At 72.2% G+C, this 18634-nt stretch carries 16 protein-coding genes; 5 read left to right on the forward strand and 11 right to left on the reverse strand.

Annotation, left to right across the window (positions count from 1 at the left end; all coding sequences use genetic code 11):
* The first annotated feature begins 426 nt into the window (after nucleotides 1-426).
* Both DEJ31_RS03400 and DEJ31_RS03405 read left to right on the forward strand, forming a co-directional pair.
* On the forward strand, nucleotides 427-993 hold the full coding sequence (locus tag DEJ31_RS03400) for a TIGR03086 family metal-binding protein (protein ID WP_110903220.1): 567 nt from the start codon (nucleotides 427-429) through the stop codon (nucleotides 991-993).
* Nucleotides 994-1096: 103 nt separating this feature from the next.
* Complete coding sequence (locus DEJ31_RS03405) at nucleotides 1097-2098, forward strand: aldo/keto reductase (RefSeq protein WP_111044687.1); 1002 nt, start codon at nucleotides 1097-1099, stop codon at nucleotides 2096-2098.
* A gap of 783 nt (nucleotides 2099-2881) precedes the next feature.
* Here DEJ31_RS03405 and DEJ31_RS03410 read toward each other — a convergent pair.
* On the reverse strand, nucleotides 2882-3832 hold the full coding sequence (locus tag DEJ31_RS03410; RefSeq protein ID WP_111044686.1) for an oxygenase MpaB family protein: 951 nt from the start codon (nucleotides 3830-3832) through the stop codon (nucleotides 2882-2884).
* Nucleotides 3833-4041: 209 nt separating this feature from the next.
* Here DEJ31_RS03410 and DEJ31_RS03415 point away from each other — a divergent pair, with 209 nt between their 5' ends.
* A complete protein-coding gene (locus DEJ31_RS03415) occupies nucleotides 4042-5727 on the forward strand; it encodes a long-chain-fatty-acid--CoA ligase (protein WP_111121217.1) in 1686 nt (561 codons plus the stop codon).
* Between the two features lie 44 nt (nucleotides 5728-5771).
* Here the strand turns inward: DEJ31_RS03415 and DEJ31_RS03420 are convergent, their stop codons facing one another.
* The 4 genes from DEJ31_RS03420 to DEJ31_RS03435 all read right to left on the reverse strand — a co-directional run bounded on the left by DEJ31_RS03420 (nucleotide 5772) and on the right by DEJ31_RS03435 (nucleotide 10261).
* Nucleotides 5772-6632, reverse strand: a complete 861-nt coding sequence (locus DEJ31_RS03420; RefSeq protein ID WP_111121218.1) for an ABC transporter permease — start codon at nucleotides 6630-6632, stop codon at nucleotides 5772-5774.
* A complete protein-coding gene (locus DEJ31_RS03425) occupies nucleotides 6629-7675 on the reverse strand; it encodes an ATP-binding cassette domain-containing protein (protein WP_111121219.1) in 1047 nt (348 codons plus the stop codon). The genes DEJ31_RS03420 and DEJ31_RS03425 overlap by 4 nt, the downstream gene beginning before the upstream one ends.
* Nucleotides 7676-7761: 86 nt before the next feature.
* Nucleotides 7762-8550 carry a hypothetical protein gene (locus DEJ31_RS03430; RefSeq protein ID WP_110903226.1) on the reverse strand — a complete coding sequence of 263 codons (789 nt, stop codon included), beginning with the start codon at nucleotides 8548-8550 and terminating at the stop codon, nucleotides 7762-7764.
* 124 nt (nucleotides 8551-8674) lie between these two features.
* On the reverse strand, nucleotides 8675-10261 hold the full coding sequence (locus tag DEJ31_RS03435; RefSeq protein WP_111121220.1) for an inositol monophosphatase family protein: 1587 nt from the start codon (nucleotides 10259-10261) through the stop codon (nucleotides 8675-8677).
* Between the two features lie 105 nt (nucleotides 10262-10366).
* Between DEJ31_RS03435 and DEJ31_RS03440 the strand changes: the two genes are divergently transcribed.
* Nucleotides 10367-10792, forward strand: coding sequence for a DUF3054 domain-containing protein (locus DEJ31_RS03440; RefSeq protein WP_110903228.1), 426 nt, complete (start codon nucleotides 10367-10369; stop codon nucleotides 10790-10792).
* Here the strand turns inward: DEJ31_RS03440 and DEJ31_RS03445 are convergent.
* Entirely contained in the window at nucleotides 10789-11442 is a 654-nt protein-coding gene (locus tag DEJ31_RS03445) for a spermidine/putrescine ABC transporter substrate-binding protein (RefSeq protein WP_110903229.1), read from the reverse strand. The two genes, DEJ31_RS03440 and DEJ31_RS03445, sit on opposite strands and share 4 nt — an antisense overlap.
* A 67-nt stretch (nucleotides 11443-11509) precedes the next feature.
* Complete coding sequence (locus tag DEJ31_RS03450) at nucleotides 11510-12454, reverse strand: DUF3097 domain-containing protein (RefSeq protein WP_111121362.1); 945 nt, start codon at nucleotides 12452-12454, stop codon at nucleotides 11510-11512.
* 79 nt (nucleotides 12455-12533) lie between these two features.
* Between DEJ31_RS03450 and DEJ31_RS03455 the strand changes: the two genes are divergently transcribed.
* Nucleotides 12534-13586 (forward strand): zinc-binding dehydrogenase, encoded by a 1053-nt coding sequence (locus DEJ31_RS03455; RefSeq protein WP_110903230.1) that lies wholly within the window; start codon nucleotides 12534-12536, stop codon nucleotides 13584-13586.
* A gap of 14 nt (nucleotides 13587-13600) precedes the next feature.
* On the opposite strand, the gene DEJ31_RS03460 is transcribed toward DEJ31_RS03455, so the two are convergent.
* From DEJ31_RS03460 to gatA, 4 genes are all read right to left on the reverse strand, one after another.
* Entirely contained in the window at nucleotides 13601-14290 is a 690-nt protein-coding gene (locus DEJ31_RS03460) for a methyltransferase domain-containing protein (protein WP_258366121.1), read from the reverse strand.
* Nucleotides 14287-15456 (reverse strand): type III polyketide synthase, encoded by a 1170-nt coding sequence (locus DEJ31_RS03465; protein ID WP_110903231.1) that lies wholly within the window; start codon nucleotides 15454-15456, stop codon nucleotides 14287-14289. Before DEJ31_RS03465 ends, DEJ31_RS03460 begins: the two co-directional genes overlap by 4 nt.
* 120 nt (nucleotides 15457-15576) lie before the next feature.
* On the reverse strand, nucleotides 15577-17079 hold the full coding sequence (gene gatB, locus DEJ31_RS03470; RefSeq protein ID WP_111044682.1) for an Asp-tRNA(Asn)/Glu-tRNA(Gln) amidotransferase subunit GatB: 1503 nt from the start codon (nucleotides 17077-17079) through the stop codon (nucleotides 15577-15579).
* Nucleotides 17079-18626: an Asp-tRNA(Asn)/Glu-tRNA(Gln) amidotransferase subunit GatA gene (gene gatA / locus DEJ31_RS03475; RefSeq protein ID WP_111078680.1), complete on the reverse strand. Its 1548-nt coding sequence runs from the start codon at nucleotides 18624-18626 to the stop codon at nucleotides 17079-17081. Before gatA ends, gatB begins: the two co-directional genes overlap by 1 nt.
* Between the last annotated feature and the right edge of the window lie 8 nt (nucleotides 18627-18634).

Below are 18634 nucleotides of genomic sequence, written 5' to 3' on the forward strand. Positions count from 1 at the left end.
GACCGGCTCGAGCGTTCGCTTTCGTGGTCGTGCCCGTGGGTGGATGGGTGCGTCTTCCCTGCCGACCGGGCGGAACACCAGGGCGTTCTCCCGGATCCAGCGGGGATTCCGCCCGCTCAGCGCTCAGCGCTCAGCGCTCAGCGCGCACGCGGAACCGAGCGCTCAGCCGCCCGCTCAGCCGCCGGCTCGCCGCCGACGCGCCCCTCGCCCGCCACACCCGTCGCCCGCGCGCCCATCACGAGCAGGGAGCTCCGCGCCATCCGCCCCAGCGCCTCCCGACCGACCGGAGCGGTACCGTGAGGAACGCTCTGGCCCACCCGGGGGAATCCGCCCCTCGGTCCCAGGGTTGCACGCAACACCGCTGCACACGAAGCACGTCCGACGCGGTCGTCGGAATGTCGCTCGCCGACGAACAGGAGCACCCCGATGTCCACCGACTGGATCACGCTGCAGACACTCGCCGTGGCGGAGTTCGGCCGCCGCGTCGCCGCCGTCACCGACTGGGACGCTCCCACCCCCGACTCCGAGTGGACGACGCGCGATCTCGTCGCACACGTTGTGGATGAACAGCGCTGGATCCCCAAGCTCCTCACCGGTTGTGACTACGCCCAGGCCGAAGCGGACCTGGAGCCGATCGGTGATGACCTCCTCGCTGAGTGGGAACGGCACTCGAGCGCGGCGATCGAAGCCTGGCAGCGCGCACCGAAGGACACGCCCGTGCACCTGTCGACCGACGTGGTGCGGGCCGGCGAGTACCTCGCGGAGCAGACCAGCGACATCACGATCCACACGTGGGACCTGGCCCGCGCGACGGGGAGCGACGAGCGCCTGCCCGACGAGCTCGTCGACGCGGTGTGGACGCACTTCGAACCGCAGATCCAGTCCCTCGCGGCGACCGGGCTGTACGCGGCTCCAGTGCAGGTGGACGACGATGCTCCTCTGCAGGTGCGTCTGCTCGCGGTGACCGGGCGAGATGCCCGGGTCTCCGCCTGACACACCCGTCAGGAAAGCCCGCTCGCGGGCACACACGCATGCGCGCACGCACGCACGCAAGCAGGCACGACCCCACCAGCGCTCCGCTACGGAAGGACCCCGTATGTCCGACACCCCCACCGTCCCCACCGTCCGCCTCGGCAACACCGGCCTCGAGATCTCGAGTGTCATCCTCGGCATGATGTCCTACGGCGACCCGACGAAGGGCTCGCACGCGTGGAGCGTCGGCATCGACGACGCGCGCCCCTTCGTCCGCCGGGCGTTCGACGCCGGCATCACGACCTTCGACACCGCGAACGTCTACTCGGCGGGCAGCAGCGAGGAGATCACCGGCGAACTCCTCAAGGAGCTCGCTCCCCGTGAGGAGGTCCAGGTCTTCACGAAGGTCTTCAACCGCATGCGTCCGGGCCGCAACGGGGCAGGGCTGTCTCGTGTCGCGATCATGCACGAGATCGACGCCTCGCTGACACGACTCGGCACCGATTACGTCGACCTGTACCAGATCCACCGTTTCGACCCGCTCACCCCGGTCGAGGAGACGATGGAGGCCCTCCACGACGTCGTCAAGTCCGGCAAGGCCCGCTACATCGGTGCGTCGAGCATGTGGGCGTGGCAGTTCGCCAAGATGCAGCACGTCGCGGAGCGCAACGGCTGGACGAAGTTCGTCGCGATGCAGGACCAGTACAACCTCCTCGAACGTGAGGAGGAGCGCGAGATGCACCCGTTCTGTGCCCACACCGGCGTCGGCGTCATCCCGTGGAGCCCGCTCGCCCGCGGCAAGGTCACCCGCCCCTGGGACGCGCAGGGTTCCGGCTCACGGTCCGACACGGACGAGTTCGGCAAGACGCTGTACCGCCAGGACGAGGACGCGAACCGAGCGATCGTCGAAGCGGTCGGGCAGGTCGCGGAGGAGCGCGGCGCGAGCATGGCGCAGATCGCCCTCGCGTGGGTCGCTGGGAAGTCGGCCGTCTCGGCACCGATCATCGGCGCGACGAAGGAGCACCACATCGACGACGCGGTCGCCGCGACCACGATCGAACTGAACGACGACGAGGTCACACGACTCGAGCAGGCCTACACCCCGCGGGTGCCGTCCGGCTTCTGACCCACCCGACGGACGGGAGGCACGGTTCCATCTGGCACCGCGCCTCCCGTCCGCCGCGTCTCTCTTCCCCCCCCCCCCGCCCCAGGCCGGCGAGCGGGCGAAACATCTGGCGCACCATTCGAGCTGTCATGTGATTGCGCCCGCTCATCGAGGCGCACACCGTTTCCCCCGCCCGTCCGTTCCTTCCGGCGACGCGAGCGGGCCAGATGTCGCATGACTCGCGGGCGGCGCCGCTCAGGTCCGCCCGCTCGCCGACAGCAGGACCGTCCGGACACTCGCCCTCGCACCCGTGGCCCAGCACCTCGACTCGCAACCGAGACCATCGAGCGCGAGCGGGCCGAACACAGTGCGTCCCGGCGTCATACCCCGCAGGTTCGCCCACTCGCCGGCCCCGCCCGCAAGCTCGCCGGCCCCGCCCGCAAGCTCGCCGGCCCCGCCGCAAGCTCGCTTGCAGCCCGGACCACCGCGGAGTCGGCCCCGGTGCCCAGAGGCCCGTAGATCCGAGAAAGCCGAGCACGGAGCGTGAGTGGGCAGAATGCGCGGACTTCAGGCCGGGTGCGACGGCGATTCCGCCCGCTCGCCGGAGACGGACTGCGTGACCCCTTCATCGGTCCGTCCCCAGGGCGAGCGGGCGGAAAGCCCGGATGACGGGAGCGGCCTCCGCACAGATCCGCCCGCTCGCCGCAGGCGCAGGCGCTCGCCGCAGCCGCAGGCGCCCCGCCCGCCGCAGCCGTCCGCCGCAGCCGCAGGCGCAGCCGCGCCGAGCCCCCGCTCCCGCACCCCTCAGGCTGCGCCGAGCCCGCGCTCTCCGGGCCTCGCATCCGCGGCCTCACGCTCGAGCCGCTCGATGCGCCGCAGCGCCGCCCGCTCGCTGCCCGTCTGGTTGCCGAGCACGCCGGTGATGCCGTCGAGGACCAGCCCGGTCGCCCGGTCGACGGGCAGCTCGATCGGACCGATCATGGGTGCCCGGATCCCGAGCAGCGCCCGGTGTCGCGGGTCGAGGGTCGACACCGCGCCCTGGTAGATCGCGCGGTAGCCGGGTCGGAGCATCGCGGCGAGGGGCGGGTTCTTGATGAACCGCAGGACCTCACGGGTCCGGGGTGTGACGGCGAGCTCGCCGCGGTCGAGGTAGCCGTCCATCTGCGCGCGGAGTTCGGCCTCGGTCTCGGGGGCGTCGTGCACGCGCATCAGGCGTCCGGCGACGGCCCACTCGCGGACGTACGCGTCGGCGCCACCGGGGATCGGCTCGCCCCAGCGCTGGGCCGTGCGGAGGAACGCGTCGGTGAACGCGAGGTGCACCCAGCGGGCGAGGTCCGGGTCGTTCGCTGTGTACGGCCGTCCGATGCCGTGGCCGTCGACGTACAGGCCGCGCACCCGCTCGTGGAGCCGCAGCACCCATTCGCTGCCAGAGGTGGCGGTGGCGGTGTCGCCGTGGGTGACGGTGTAGATCCAGCGGATGGTGCCCGCGAGCCGGCCGAACGGGTCTTCCTTGTACCGGGAGTGGTCCGCGACCCCGGCGAGCGCCCCGGGGTGCAGGGCCTGGACGAGGAGCGCCCGGACGCCGGCGACGATGGTCTGGTTGCCGCCGTGCACGGACCAGGTGGCGGAGCCGGGGCCGAAGAAGCCGGCGTCGGTTCCCTTCTCGAGCTCGTCCACCCATTGCGGGCTGCCGTGGGTGTTGCCCGTGAACGTGGCCTGCAAGCGGGTGCGGAACGCATCGGTGACGAACGACATGCCGTCATGCTCCGTCGACCCCCTGACAGCGCACCGGACGCTCGCCGGAAACCGCGTCCGCGCCGAGGAACGTCCCGAGCAACGCCCCGAGCAACGTCCCGAGGCACCCGAGGCACCCGCGGCACCCGCGGCACCCGCGGCAGCTCCGCTGCAGACGCGCACCACGCGCGTCTGACAACCCCTCGGCTCCGCCCGCTAGGTTGGACGACGTGAGCATCGACACGCTTCGTCCCTGGCTTGCCTCCTACGCGTCAGGGGTGCCGCACGACATCGAAACGATGACGGGGTCCCTGCCGGACCTGGTCGAGCAGTCGGCACGGCGCTTCCCGAAGGCGGTCGCGCTCGAGTTCTTCACGCGGGAGACCACGTACGCCCAGCTGGAGGAGCAGATCGCCCGCGCAGCGAACGGGCTGCGCAAGCTCGGCGTGACGAAGGGCGATCGGGTGGCACTGGTGCTGCCGAACTGTCCGCAGCACGTCGTGGCGTTCTACGCGGTGCTCCGGCTCGGCGGCATCGTCGTGGAGCACAACCCGCTGTACACACCGCGGGAGCTGCGGCACCAGTTCGAGGACCACGGCGCGAAGGTCGCGATCGCGTGGGACAAGTCGGTGGCGACGCTGCAGGACTTCCCGAAGGACGTCGCGCTGGACGCGATCGTCTCGGTGGACCTCACCCGGGCGATGCCGCGCAGCACGCGCCTGGCACTGTCGCTGCCGGTGGCGAAGGCCCGCGAGTCCCGCGCGAAGCTCACGACCTCGGTGTCCGGAACCACGCGGTGGGACGACCTGGTGTCGGCCCGGAAGCTGTCGAAGCGGCACCCGCGGCCGGAGACCGACGACGTCGCGCTCATCCAGTACACCTCCGGCACGACCGGCACCCCGAAGGGCGCGGTCCTGACGCACCGGAACCTGCTGGCGAACGCCGCGCAGGCCCGGGCCTGGATCCCCCAGATCAGCGCGGGTGACGGCAGCGTCGTGCACGCCGTCCTGCCGATGTTCCACGCGTACGGCCTGACACTGTGCCTCACGTTCGCGATGAGCATCGCCGGGAGGCTCGTCCTGTTCCCGGCGTTCGACCCTGCGTTGGTCCTCAAGGCGATCAAGAAGCGTCCGCCGACGTTCCTGCCGGCCGTACCGCCGATCTACGCCCGGCTGCAGCACGCCGCCGACTCGGCGAAGGTGTCGCTGGCGGGCATCGACATCGGCATCTCCGGCGCGATGCCGCTGTCGCAGGACGTCATCGAGCCCTGGGAGGCCCGCACCGGCGGCTTCCTGGTGGAGGGCTACGGCCTGTCCGAGTGCTCTCCCGTGCTGATGGCGAACCCGGTGTCGGACGCCCGTCGCCTCGGTGCGATCGGCCTGCCGCTGCCGTCGACCGAGTGCCGGGTGGTGGACCCCGACGACGAGTCCCGGGTGCTCGGCACCGACGAGTCCGGTGAGCTGCAGGTCCGCGGCCCGCAGGTCTTCGGCGGCTACTGGGGCAAGGCCGAGGCCACCGACGAGGTCTTCACCTCCGACGGTTGGTTCCGGACGGGCGACATCGTGGCGATCGACGCGGACGGGTTCGTGCGCATCGTCGACCGGCTCAAGGAGCTCATCATCACCGGCGGGTTCAACGTCGCGCCCTCCGAGGTGGAGGACACGCTCCTCAAGCACCCCAGCGTCAAGGAGGTCGCGGTCGTCGGCATCACGCAGGGCGGCAACGAGCAGGTCGTCGCCGCGGTGATCCCGACCGACCCGGCGACGTTCGACGGAGATGCGCTCCGGGCCTGGTCCCGCGACCACCTCGCCGCGTACAAGGTGCCGCGGCGGGTGGTGGTGGTCGAGGACCTCCCCCGCTCGATGATCGGCAAGGTCCTGCGCCGCAAGGTGCGCGACGCCATCCTGCACGACTAGCGACGGCCGACGAGCGACGAGCGACGAGCGACGGCAGCCCGCTCCTACTTGCTGCTGATCCGCGTGTACTTGTTCACCGCCCACGGCACGAACACCGCGAGCATCACCGCGATCCCGATCAACGCCGTCGTGATCGGGTGCTGCATGGTCCAGATGTCCGGCACCGGCGCCGACCCGGCGTTGCCGAACAGCTCGCGCGCTGCCTGCACGAGCGAGGAGACCGGGTTCCACTCCGCGAACACCCGGAGCACGAGCGGCATCGTCTCGCTGGGTACGAAGGCGTTGGAGATGAACGTGAGCGGGAACAGGATCATGAACGAGGCGTTGTTGATCACGTCGGGCGTCTTGACGCTCATGCCGAGCAGGGCCATCACCCAGCTGAACGCGTAGCTGAACAGCAGGAGCAGTGCGAGCCCGCCGACGAACTCCACCGGTGACGATCCCACCCGCCAGCCGACCGCCAGCCCGGTGACCATCATGATCACCATCGAGATGCCGTTGAGCACGAGGTCGGAGTTCGTCCGTCCGACGAGCACGGCCGAGGCCGACATCGGCAGGGTCCGGAACCGGTCGATGAGTCCTTCCTTGAGGTCCTGCGCCATCGCCGACCCGGAGAACGTGGCGCCGAAGACGACGGTCTGCGCGAAGATCCCCGCCATCAGGAACTGCGTGTAGTCGGTCCCCTGCACGCTGATCGCGCCGCCGTAGACCTGACTGAACAGCAGGACGAACATGATCGGCTGCAGCACGGCGAAGACGAGCATGTCCGGCGACCGCTTGATCTTGATCAGGTTCCGCTTCGTCACCGTCCAGCCGTCCTCGAACCAGACGGCGAGCGGGGCGGTGACGACGACGGGCAACTGCCGCCCGAGTGCGCTGCCGGTGCCGGTCGTGGTGGTGGTCATGGCACCAGCTCCTGTCGGGAGGCCCGCTCCCCGCCCGACGGACCGGTCCCCGCCGTCGCGTCCATGCGTCCACCCCCACCGCCGTCCTGGTCGTCCGTCGCGGCGTGACCGGTGAGCCGGAGGAACACGTCGTCCAGCGTCGGGCGGCGCATCCCGGCGTCGTGCAGCGCGATGCCGGCGGCGCCGAGGTCGGTGAGGACCCGTTGCAGCGCCGCGGGCCCGGCGTCGACGGTGACGGCCCGGGTGCGACCATCGCCGCTCGTCTCGACCTCCCCGCTGCCGTGCCGCCGGAGGACGGTGGTGGTGGCGTCCCCGTCGGCGGCGTCCACGAGGGTGACGACGACGCGGTGTCCGCCGACCTGGGCCTTGAGCTCGTCCGAGGTGCCTTCGGCGATGACCCGACCGTCGTCGATGACGGCGATGTCGTCGGCCAACTGGTCGGCCTCCTCGAGGTACTGCGTGGTGAGGAGCACCGTGGCTCCGTCGGCGATGAGGTCCTCGATGATGCCCCAGAGCGCGAGCCGGCTGCGCGGGTCGAGGCCCGTCGTCGGCTCGTCCAGGAACAGCACGCGCGGGTTCATCACGAGCGCCCCGGCGAGGTCGATCCGACGGCGCATGCCGCCGGAGAACCCCTTGACGGGGCGGTCGCCCGCTTCGGAGAGCCCGAACACCTCGATGAGCTCGCGTGCCCGGTCGCGCGCTGCCCGACGTCCCAGGTGGTAGAGCCGCCCGATCATCTCGAGGTTCTCGAACCCGGTGAGGTTCTCGTCGACGGCGGCGTACTGCCCGGAGACGCCGATCGCGCGGCGGGTGCCCTGCCGGTCGGCGACGACGTCCATGCCGGCGACGGACGCTGACCCGGCGTCCGGTTCGACGAGGGTCGTGAGGACCTTCACGGTGGTGGTCTTCCCGGCCCCGTTCGGTCCGAGCAGTGCGGTGACGGTGCCCTCGGGCACCGAGAGGTCGAGGCCCGCCAGTGCGTGCACGGGCCCCGACTTGGATCGGTAGGTCTTGGTGAGGCCGGAGGCCTCGATGATGGCCATGTCGCTCCTTCGTGACCGGCTGCGTCCCTCGGGGCCGACCGGACACGCGGACCGGTCGACCGGGCGGCGGGAGCGACGGACGTCACTCAGACGTCGAAGCCACCACCGAAGTCGCTGGAGCCCTGGTCGAACCCGCCGTCGGACATGCCGCCGAAGTCGGAACCACCGTCACCCCAGGAGGCGTTGTCGTACCCGCCGCCGTCGGCCGCACCGCCGTCGCCGGATCCGTCACCAGTGTCCCCCGAACCGCCGTCATCCGCACCACTCGCATCGGTTCCACCGTCGAACGACCCGGGGTCCGGGAGGAAGGCGCTCATCAGGGCGGAACCGATCACGTAGCCGCCGACGGTGCCGAGCAGCGAGGCGCCGAGCATGCTGCCGAAGCCCGGGCCCTGCCGTCCGCCGAAGCCACCGCCCATGCCCCCGCCACCGATGCCGCCGAGCGAGCGCTCCATGTACCCGGGCTGCCGGAGCTCGGACCGGGTCGCACTCTGGGCGAGCGAGCGAGGATCGTCGCCACGTGGGGCCTCGCCGGCCGGAGCCGTGCGGGTGAACTCGTCGTAGACCATCCGGCGCTGCTCGGGCGTCAGGGTGGCGAACGCCTCGGCGTGCACCTCCTCTATCCGCTCCGGCGGCGCGGTCCGGAGCAGGTAGCGGTACCGCTCGACGGCCCGCTGGTCCTCGCCCCCGGGCTGCTGGCCGGGTCCTGACCGGTCGGGTGCACCGTACGGCGTGGCTGCACCGTACGGCGCGGCCGGCGCCTGCTGGTACGACTGCTGGCCGTACTGGTAGCCCGGCTGCGGTGCACCACCGGTCCCGCGTCGTGGCTGCTCCGGACGCTCCTCGCGGCCGAGCAGACGGTCGAGGAATCCCATGGTGTGCTCCTTCGTCGCGGGCACCGTGCCCACTGGCGCCCACGCTAGGCACCGTCGGCCGGGTCTGACTGTGCGTGCGCTCAGAAGCCGCCGTGCGCCTCCCGTCCGGGAGGCCCGTCCACCGTCAGGACGTCGGCCCGGCCCCGGTGATCGCCGCGGTCCAGACCGCGAACAGCTCGTCGGCCGCGCCCGGGTGCGCCGCCAGGAACGGCACACCGGCGGGCGGGAAGTCCTGCACCGGCCCGTCGAGGGTCAGCACCACCCCGCCGGCTTCGTGCACGAGGAGCACGGCGGCAGCGTGGTCGATCGGGTCGAACGCCGGCATGCACGCCCCGATCCCCCGGCCGGCGGCCACCTGGGCGATCGTCAGGGTGCCCGAGCCGGGGACGCGCACGGAGCAGGACCGGGCGGCGAGCGCGTCGACGAACGCGCCGAAGCCGGGCCACGGGTGGGCACCGTCGAGCTCGGTCCCGACCACGGCGCCGGCGAGGGCGCGCGGTGCGTCGTCGAGGCGCAGCACCCGGTCGCGTTCGGTCGCTCCTCGGCCGCGGCGGGCCTCCAGGACCTCGCCGCGCCAGGGGTCCGCGACGACGCCGACCAGGGGGCGCCCGGACCGGGTCAGGCACAGCGAGGTGCTCGTCCACGGCACGCCGTTCGCCAGGTTCCGGCTGCCGTCGACGGGGTCCAGGTACCACCGGTGCTTGTCCCCGGGGGCGACGCCGTACTCCTCGCCGACGAAGCCGTGCTCGGGGAACGCCGCCCGGACGCGACCGCGGACGTGCTGCTCGATCGACCGGTCCAGCGCCGCGACCTGCCCTTCGGTGTCGCCGGTGTCCGGGTCGACGCGGTGTTCGCGGGTGAAGGCGATGACCTCGTGCGCGATCCGGTGTGCCAGGGTCTGGGCGCGGCCGGCGATCTCGGCTTCACCGGGCTCCCGGGCCGGCCGCGACCAGCCGTCCCGCTCCGCGGCGGCCAGGACGGCGTGCACCGTGGCGACGTCCTGGGTGAGGACCAGGTCCGCGCCGAGCCGGGTCGCCCAGCGCGTCGGCTCCGGGTCGTCGACGGTCCACACCGCGACGCACAGCCCGAGGGCGTGTGCCGCGCGGACGGTGGCGGGCGTGAGGAAGGCGACGTCGAGGTCGAGTGTCGAGGGCCCGAGCTCCTGCACCTCGGCGGCCGTCGGTGCTCGGAGGGTGTCCCAGGGCATCCAGACGTCGGCCTCGGGCAGCAGCGCCCGGACGGCCCGCATCGCAGCCAGCGTCCCGCGCCAGGCCACCCGCACGGCGTCGTCCACGCCGGTGCCGGCTCCCGCCACGGTGCGCACCGCGGCGTCGGCGTCAGCCGGGTCCGCGAGCCCGATCACCAGGGCGGCGGAGCACCCCTCGAGGCGCTCGAGCACGGCGTCGAGGCGTGGGATGCGGTCGAGCCCGTTGCCCAGCCGGGCGACGTCGCACCACGGCGTCGCGGAGACGCGGCGGCCGTCGCCCCACATCCGGCCGAGGGTCTCGTCGTGCAGCAGCACGGCGACCCCGTCGGCGGTGACCCGGACGTCGACCGCGACGACGTCGGCACCCAGGGCCTCGGCGACGGCGACGGCCGGCAGCGTGTTCTCACGGCGGACACCCGGGGCCCCACGCGAGGCGACGATCCGGGGCGGACGGAGGCCGGGCTTCCCGGTCGTCATCGGTGCCGGGGTCTCGAGCGTCGTCACCGTCCCATCGTGGGAGCGCGGCCCGAACACCACGTGACGCGTCGGTGAACAGCCGGTGGTCACGAGGCCGGTGGCCACGCGGCCGGGGCCTGAGAGGATGGTGCCGTGGAGACTCGTACCTGGGGTTGGCTCGCGGCGGTCGTCGACGTCGTGCTCATCGTGGCGTTCGCCGTCATCGGACGCAGTTCGCACGGCGAGGCGTTCGCGCCACTCGGCCTGTGGACGACCGCGTACCCGTTCCTGGCGGGGTGGGCGATCGCGTACGTGACCTCCGGGGCGTGGTCGCGCCCGCTCGCGATCTGGCCGACCGGTGTCGTGGCGTGGATCCTGACGGTGTTCGTCGGGATGGCGATCCGGGTCGCGACCGGGCAGGGCGTGGTCGACGGCAACCCGCTGCCGATCTCGTTCCTCGTCGTGGCCACCGTCGTCCTCGGGGTGTTCCTGGTCGGCTGGCGGCTCCTCACCCGACTCGTGGTGCGCCTCCGGTCGGGCAGGCGTCCGGCGGGCGGCGACGCGCGGGCTGCCGGCTAGAAGAGGCCGCCCCGCGGACCCTCGTCCGGGCCGTCGAACCCGCGGAACATGTCCGACACCAGCGCGGCGATCTGCGGTTCGACGAGACGCTCGACGGCCTCGGCGATGCGCTCCCGGTGGTCCAGCAGCGCCAGGCACACGGCCGTACCGGTCGACCGGGCGCACTCGTCGGACAGCTCGATCTCGTGGCGGAGTGCGGCCTTCGCCTCGTCCGACAGCGGCTCGCGCGGCTCCTGTTCGCTCGCCCCGGTGCCCGCCAGCTCCCCGAGGGTGAACAGGAACGGCTCGCCCGGCTCGGGCTGCGGGTCCACGTCCAGGCCCTGGAACTCCGGCGACAACCCCTCGGCGGGCTGGTACCCCGAGCGTCGCTTGCGTGCTGCGGCCCGCTCGAGTTCACGCTGCAGCAGCGGCAGGTTCTTCGCCGTGTGGTCGTCGACCGCGTCCTCGACGATGGCGGACATCCGACCGATCAGCGCGTGCTGCACCGGGTGCGGAACGTCCGGCCCGAATCCCGCTGCGGCGGCGATCGGCGAGCCCGTGCAGCGTCGGCAGATGCGGGTGCGTGGACGGGCCGTCCCGATCTGCCACCGGGGCAGCCAGCGCAGCCAGACGTCGACGGCGTTCCGCACGCGTCCGTCGATGCCGTCCATCCTGCAAGCGTAGGCGGCGCGCCCGGGATCCGCCCCGAGGCGCGACGGGAGGCCCGGCGCACGACCGTCAGACCGGCTCGGTCACGAAGTCGATCAGCTCCTCGACCCGACCGAGCAGCTGCGGCTCGAGGTCGGCGAACGTCCGCACCTGCCCGAGGATCCGCTGCCACGCCCGGGCGATGTCGCCCTGCTCGGCGTGCGGCCACCCGAGCGCCTGGCAGATGCCGGCCTTCCACTCGATCGACCGTGGGATCGTCGGCCAGGCCTGCAGTCCGACACGTGCCGGCTTCACCGACTGCCAGACGTCGACGAACGGGTGTCCGACGACGAGCACGTGTGCGCCCCACTTCCCGCGCATCACGGCGTCGGCGAAACGGGACTCCTTCGAGCCCGGCACGAGGTGGTCCACGAGGACGCCGACCCGGCGCTCCCGGGTCGGGCGGAAGTCGTCCAGCACGTCAGCCAGGTTGTCCACGCCGGACAGCTCCTCGACGACGACCCCCTCGACCCGGAGATCGGCGCCCCACACCTTCTCGACGAGTTCGGCGTCGTGCTTGCCCTCGACCATGATCCGGCTCGGCAGGGCCACCCGGGCGCGCTGCTGCTCGACGGCGAACGACCCGGACGCGGTGCGGAGGCGACCACCGTCGGAGGCGTGCCGGACCGCCGGGGCCGCTCCGGGCCTCCCGGCCGCGGCGGTGCCGGCGGTGGCGGTGGAACGAGCCGGCGGCGCGGCCGCGGCGGACCGACCGACGGGTGCCTGCGGGCGCGTCAGGGTGACCAGTTCACCCTCGAGCAGGAACTGACCGACGAAGGGGAAGGCGCGGACCCGACCCTTCCAGTCCTCGAGCGAGACGTTGCCGGCCTCGAGGCCGACCACGGCGCCGGCCCACCCGGAGTCGGGGTCCTCGAGCACCATGTCGCGCTCGAGCGGCACCTGCCGCACCTTCTGCACACCCCGCGAGCGCCAGTCGCCCGAGAGCACGTCACTGCCGTACCGGTCCTCGTCCACCCGCACGAGCGTACTGTCGACTGGCGTCCGGACAACGTCGACCGGCCGTTCCCCGATCATCCCGACGGAAGGCACACCCGTGCGTGCAACAGTCATCCACGCTCCCCGCGACATCCGTGTCGAGGAGCGTGACGCCCCCACGATCCTCACCCCGTCCGATGCCGTCGTGCGCGTCGTCGCCGCGTGCGTCTGCGGCTCGGACCTCTGGCCCTACCGGGGTGTCCGCGACACGAAGGAACCGCGGGCGATCGGTCACGAGTTCGTCGGCGTCGTCGACCAGGTCGGCGACGACGTGACCGACCTGCGCGTCGGCGACTTCGTCATCGCACCGTTCACGACCAACGACGGCACCTGCCAGGCCTGCGCGCACGGCATGACGAGCGGCTGCGACCACGGCTCCACGTTCGGTGTCACGCCGGACGCCTACGGCCACCCGCTGGGCGGCGCCCAGGCCGAGTACATCCGTGTGCCGGACGCCGCCGCCAGCCTCGTCGTCGTGCCCGGGCCGGTCGACGAGGACCTCGTGCCGTCGCTCCTGACCCTGTCCGACGTGTTCTCCACCGGGCACCACGCCGCGGTCTCGGCCGGCGTCGGCCCGGGCAAGACCGTCGTCGTGGTCGGCGACGGTGCGGTCGGGCTGTCGGCGGTCCTCGCGGCGAAGCGTCTCGGCGCCGACCGGATCATCGCGATGAGCCGGCACGCGGACCGGCAGGCGCTGGCACGCGACTTCGGCGCGAGCGACATCGTCGAGACCCGCGGCGACGAGGGCGTCCAGGCTGTGCGGGACCTGCTGGACGGCGACCTCGCCGACTGCGCGCTCGAGGCCGTCGGCACCGCGGAGAGCATGGACCAGGCTCTGCGGGTCGTCCGTCCCGGCGGTGCGGTGGGCTACGTCGGCGTGCCGGCCGGTGACCCCGAGCTGCCGATGCCGTTCCTGTTCGCGAAGAACATCACGGTCGGCGGCGGCATGGCCCCGGCACGCGCGTACATCGAGGAGTTGTTGCCCGACGTGCTGTCGCGGACCATCGACCCGGGCAAGGTGTTCGATCTCGAACTGCCCCTGGACCAGGCTCCCGAGGCCTACGCCGCGATGGACGAGCGCCGGGCGATCAAGGTGCTGCTGCGCCCGTAGCTCCTCAGGGAAGGTCAGCGGACTGCGAGGACCCGGTGCGGGGACGCCGCCTCGGCACGCCAGCCCGGCGGCAGGGCGGCCGTGAGCTCGGGGACGGTGAAGCTCCGGCGGATGGAGCGGAGACCGTCCTCGCGGATGAACGTGCCTGCCGAGACGAACGGCGCCCCGATCGCGTACAGCCGGTAGGCGGACACCGAACGCCGGATGTCGGAGTGCACACTGCGGGTGACGGCCAGCTCCCCGGAGTCCCGGAGGAACGCCGCCCGCTCGGCGTCGTCGAGGTGGTGCAGCACGTGGTTCGACACGACGACGTCGAACCGCTCGCCCGCCGCGACCAGGTCGGCGCTCGACTCCGTGCGGAACGTCACCCCGGCCGTCGTCCGTCGCTCCGCCGCCGCGATCGCCCGCGGGTCCGGGTCCACCCCGACGACCTCGAGGTCGAAGCCGTCCCCCCGCGCCCACCGGAGCAGTGACCGGGCGAGGTCACCGCCACCGCAGCCGAGGTCGAGCACGCGGGCCCGACCGGTCGCCGGCAGCGCCGGGGCGACGTGGGTCCGCCAGACCGACCGCCAGCCGGACACCGCGGCGTTCACCAGGGCGAAGCGGCGGAAGGTCCGGTCGAGCATCGCCGGGTCGCAGTCCGGGTCGTCCATCAACTCGCGCAGGTCGACCGCGCGGGTGGAGAGGTCGACGGGTTCGGTCACGCCCCCACCCCGACCGGGGCGACAGCGTTGGCCGCGTCGACCACTGCGGGCGCACCGCTGGCGTCCGCCGCGGCGACTGCGCTCCCGACCACGGTCAGCGACGCCGCCTCGACGGTCAGCCCCGGCCCGAAGGCCAGCGCGACGACGGGCGTACCGTCCGCGGGACGTGCCTCGAGGGCCTCCCGGAGGACGAACAGCACCGTCGCACTCGACATGTTGCCGTGGTCGCGGAGGACCGCGCGGCTCGCAGTCAACGCGCTGTCCGGCAGGTGCAGGGCGTCCTGGGTGCGGTCCAGGATGGCCCGCCCGCCGGGATGCACGGCCCAGACCGGCACGTCGTCCGGGGTCCATCCGCGGGGACCGAGGAGCGGGGCGACCGCCTCGGCCGCGTGCACGCCGATCAGCTTCGGGACCTCGGTGCTCAGCACCATCTCGAAGCCCTCGTCACCGATGTTCCACGCCATCTCGCTCGCACCCTCGGGCAGGACCATGGTGGTGAAGGCGTCGAGACGGAGGCCCGGGCCGTCCGCCGTGACGACGGCCGCCGCGGCTCCGTCGCCGAAGACGCTGTTCGCGACGATCTGGTCCGGGTCCTCTGAGTGACGGACGTGCAACGTGCAGAGCTCAGCGCAGACGACGAGGACGACCGCCGTCGGGTCCGCGCCGACGAACGCGTCGGCGATGCGGAGGGCGGGGAACGCGGCGAAGCACCCCATGAACCCGACGTGCTGCCGGAAGACGTTGCGCGGCAACCCGAGTTCCTCGACGATCGCCAGGTCCGGCCCGGGCTGCGTGAAGCCGGTGCAGGACACGGTCACGACGTGCGTGACGGTCGCCGGGTCGACCGCGGCACGCTCGAGGGCGTCACGAGCGGCGCCGACGAAGAGCGGCGGAGCGAGCTCGCGGAAGCGGTCGTTCCGTGTCCCGGTGCTCGGCGAGCTGAGGATCCCGTCGGCGTCACGGAACGCACCGGGCGCGGCCGTCGCGTCGAGCTCCGGCAGGACGCTGTGGCGGTGCTCCACCTCGGAGGCGTTGAAGGCCGCGGGAACGAGCCGCGAGGCAAGCCTCCCGAGGCCGGGCTGGGCGGCGAACAGGTCACGGACCGACGCCTGCCCGAGGGTGGTCCGCGGGACGGCGGTACCGATGGCTCGGATCGTTGCTGACACGCTCCATCCTGTCACCGGATCGCTGACGTGTCCCCAGGATGGTGGAACGCGGCAGACGGGAGGCCCGTGGCGGATCCGCCACGGGCCTCCCGTCTACTGCGGGTCGCGCTCCCGCCGGTGCTACTGCTGCTGCGCGCGCTCCAGGACGAGCTCGCGCACACGAGCTGCGTCGGCTTGGCCCTTCATCGCCTTCATCACGGAGCCGATGATCGCCCCGGCGGCCTGCACCTTGCCGTCGCGGATCTTCTGCAGCACGTCCGGCTGCCCGGCCAGTGCCTCGTCGACCGCGGCGGTGAGGGCGGAGTCGTCGGAGACGACCTGCAGCCCACGGGACTCGACGACCTGCGCCGGCGAGCCCTCCCCGGCGATGACGCCCTCGAGGACCTGGCGTGCGAGACGGTCGGTCAGTTCACCGGACTCCACCAGCGCGATGACCTCGGCCACGTGCTGCGGCGACACCAGGTCGCCTGGGGCAGCGTCCTGCGCGTTCGCGACACGGCTGATCTCACCGGTCCACCACTTGCGTGCTGCCTGCGGACCGGCACCGGCGTCGACGGTCGCCTGGACCTCGTCGAGGAGCCCGCCGTTGACGACGTCCTGGAACTCGAGGTCTGCGAAGCCCCACTCGCCCTTCAGGCGACGACGTCGGGCCACCGGTGCCTCGGGCAGACCCGCGCGGAGTTCTTCGATCAGTGCCGGGTCGGGCACGACGGGCAGCAGGTCCGGCTCCGGGAAGTAGCGGTAGTCGTCGGCGTCCGACTTGGGACGGCCGGCCGAGGTGCGACCGGTGTCCTCGTGCCAGTGCCGGGTCTCCTGCGTGATGGTGCCGCCGGCCGCGAGGATCGCCGCCTGCCGCTGGATCTCGTAGCGGATGGCACGCTCGACTGCGCGGAAGGAGTTGACGTTCTTCGTCTCGGTGCGGGTCCCGAGCTTCTCCTGGCCCCACGGGCGCAGCGAGATGTTCGCGTCGCAGCGCAGGTTGCCGCGCTCCATGCGGGCCTCGGAGACGCCGAGCGCACGGACGAGGTCACGGATGACCTGCACGTACGCGGCACCGAGCTCGGGGGCGCGCTCCTTGGCACCGACGATCGGCTTCGTCACGATCTCGACCAGCGGGACACCCGCGCGGTTGTAGTCGACGAGCGAGTACTCGGCGCCCTGGATGCGGCCCGTGGCACCACCGACGTGGGTCAGCTTGCCCGCGTCCTCTTCCATGTGGGCGCGCTCGATCGGCACCTGGAAGATCGTGCCGTCGGCGAGTTCGACCTCGACCTCGCCCTCGAAGGCGATCGGCTCGTCGAACTGCGAGATCTGGTAGTTCTTCGGGTTGTCCGGGTAGAAGTAGTTCTTCCGTGCGAACCGCGAGCTCTCGGCGATCGAGCAGCCGAGCGCGAGCCCGAGCTGGATCGAGTAGCGAACGGCCTGCTCGTTGACGACCGGCAGGGACCCGGGCAGCCCGAGGTCGACCGGTGTCACGTTCGTGTTCGGTTCGCCACCGAAGAAGTTCGGCGCGTCCGAGAACATCTTCGTGGCCGTCGCGAGTTCGACGTGCACCTCGAAGCCGAGGACCGGCTCGAACCGCTCGAGCGCCTCGTCGAAGTCCATGAGTGCGTCCTTGGCCATCAGATGACACCTTCCTCTGCGGCGGACTGCTGCGTGGCGTCCAGGTTCGGGATCCGGGAGATGAGCGGGGCACCCCACTGCTGCTCGAGCAGACGCTCCAGCGCGGCACCGACCCGGTAGAGCCGGGCGTCCTCGCGCTGCGGGGCCATCAGCTGCACGCCGGTCGGCAGCGAGTCCTCGGGCGCCAGACCGTTCGGGATGCTCATGCCGGGGACGCCCGCCAGGTTCGCGGGGATCGTGGTGAGGTCGTTGAGGTACATCGCGAGCGGGTCATCGATGCGCTCCCCGATCTTGAACGCCGTCGTCGGAGCCGACGGGCTGATCAGCAGGTCGACCTGCTCGAACGCTGCGGTGAAGTCACGTTGGACGAGCGTGCGGACCTTCTGCGCACTGCCGTAGTAGGCGTCGTAGTACCCGGCGCTCAGGGCGTACGTGCCGAGGATGATGCGGCGCTTGACCTCGGGCCCGAAGCCGGCTTCACGCGTTGCGGCCATGACGTCCTCGACCGTGGCGCCGCCCTCGGGCGTGACGCGCAGGCCGAAGCGGACCGAGTCGAACTTCGCGAGGTTCGAGGACGCCTCCGCCGGGAGGATCAGGTAGTAGGCGCTGATCGCGTAGGCGAACGACGGCGCATCGATCTCGACGACGACGGCACCGGCCGACTCGAGCAGCGCGACGGTCTCCTGGAAGCGCTGCGTGACGCCGGCCTGGAAGCCCTCGCCACCGGCGAGTTCCTTGACGACGCCGATGCGGACGCCCTTGAGCGAGTCGGCCTGCAGACCGTCGCGTGCGGCGGCGGCGAACGAGGGCCACTCCTGCCGCAGCGAGGTGGAGTCCTTCGGGTCGTGCCCGCCGATGACGTCGTGCAGCAGTGCGGCGTCGAGCACGGTGCGGGACACCGGCCCGATCTGGTCGAGGCTCGACGCCAACGCGATCGCACCGTAACGGCTGACACCACCGTAGGTCGGCTTCACACCGACGGTGCCCGTGACGGCGCCGGGCTGACGGATCGACCCACCGGTGTCGGAGCCCAGGGCGAGCGGGGCTTCGTGCGCGGCCACCGCTGCCGCCGAGCCGCCGCCGGACCCGCCGGGGATCCGGTCCAGGTCCCACGGGTTGTGGGTCGGGCCGTACGCCGAGAACTCGGTCGACGAGCCCATCGCGAACTCGTCCATGTTCGTCTTGCCGAGCGGCACCAGGCCGGCACGGCGGAGCTTGGCGACCGGGGTGGCGTCGTACGGCGGCACCCAGCCCTCGAGGATCTTCGAGCCCGAGGTGGTCGGCATGTCCTGCGTGCACAGGACGTCCTTGACGGCGATCGGCACACCGGCCAGCGGACCGAGGTCGTCCCCGGCCGCGCGGCGGGAGTCGATGGCCTTCGCGGCGGCGATCGCGTTCTGGTTGACGTGCAGGAACGCGTGCACGTCCCCGTCGACGGCGGCGATCCGGTCGAGGTGGGCCTGCGTGGCCTCGACGCTCGAGACGTCGCGGGCCACCAGGGCGTCGGCGAGCGCGGCAGCGCTCAGCGTGGTGATGTCGTGGGTCACTGTTCGTC

It is taken from the genome of Curtobacterium sp. MCPF17_031 (assembly GCF_003234035.1).
In the GTDB taxonomy this organism is placed as follows: domain Bacteria; phylum Actinomycetota; class Actinomycetes; order Actinomycetales; family Microbacteriaceae; genus Curtobacterium.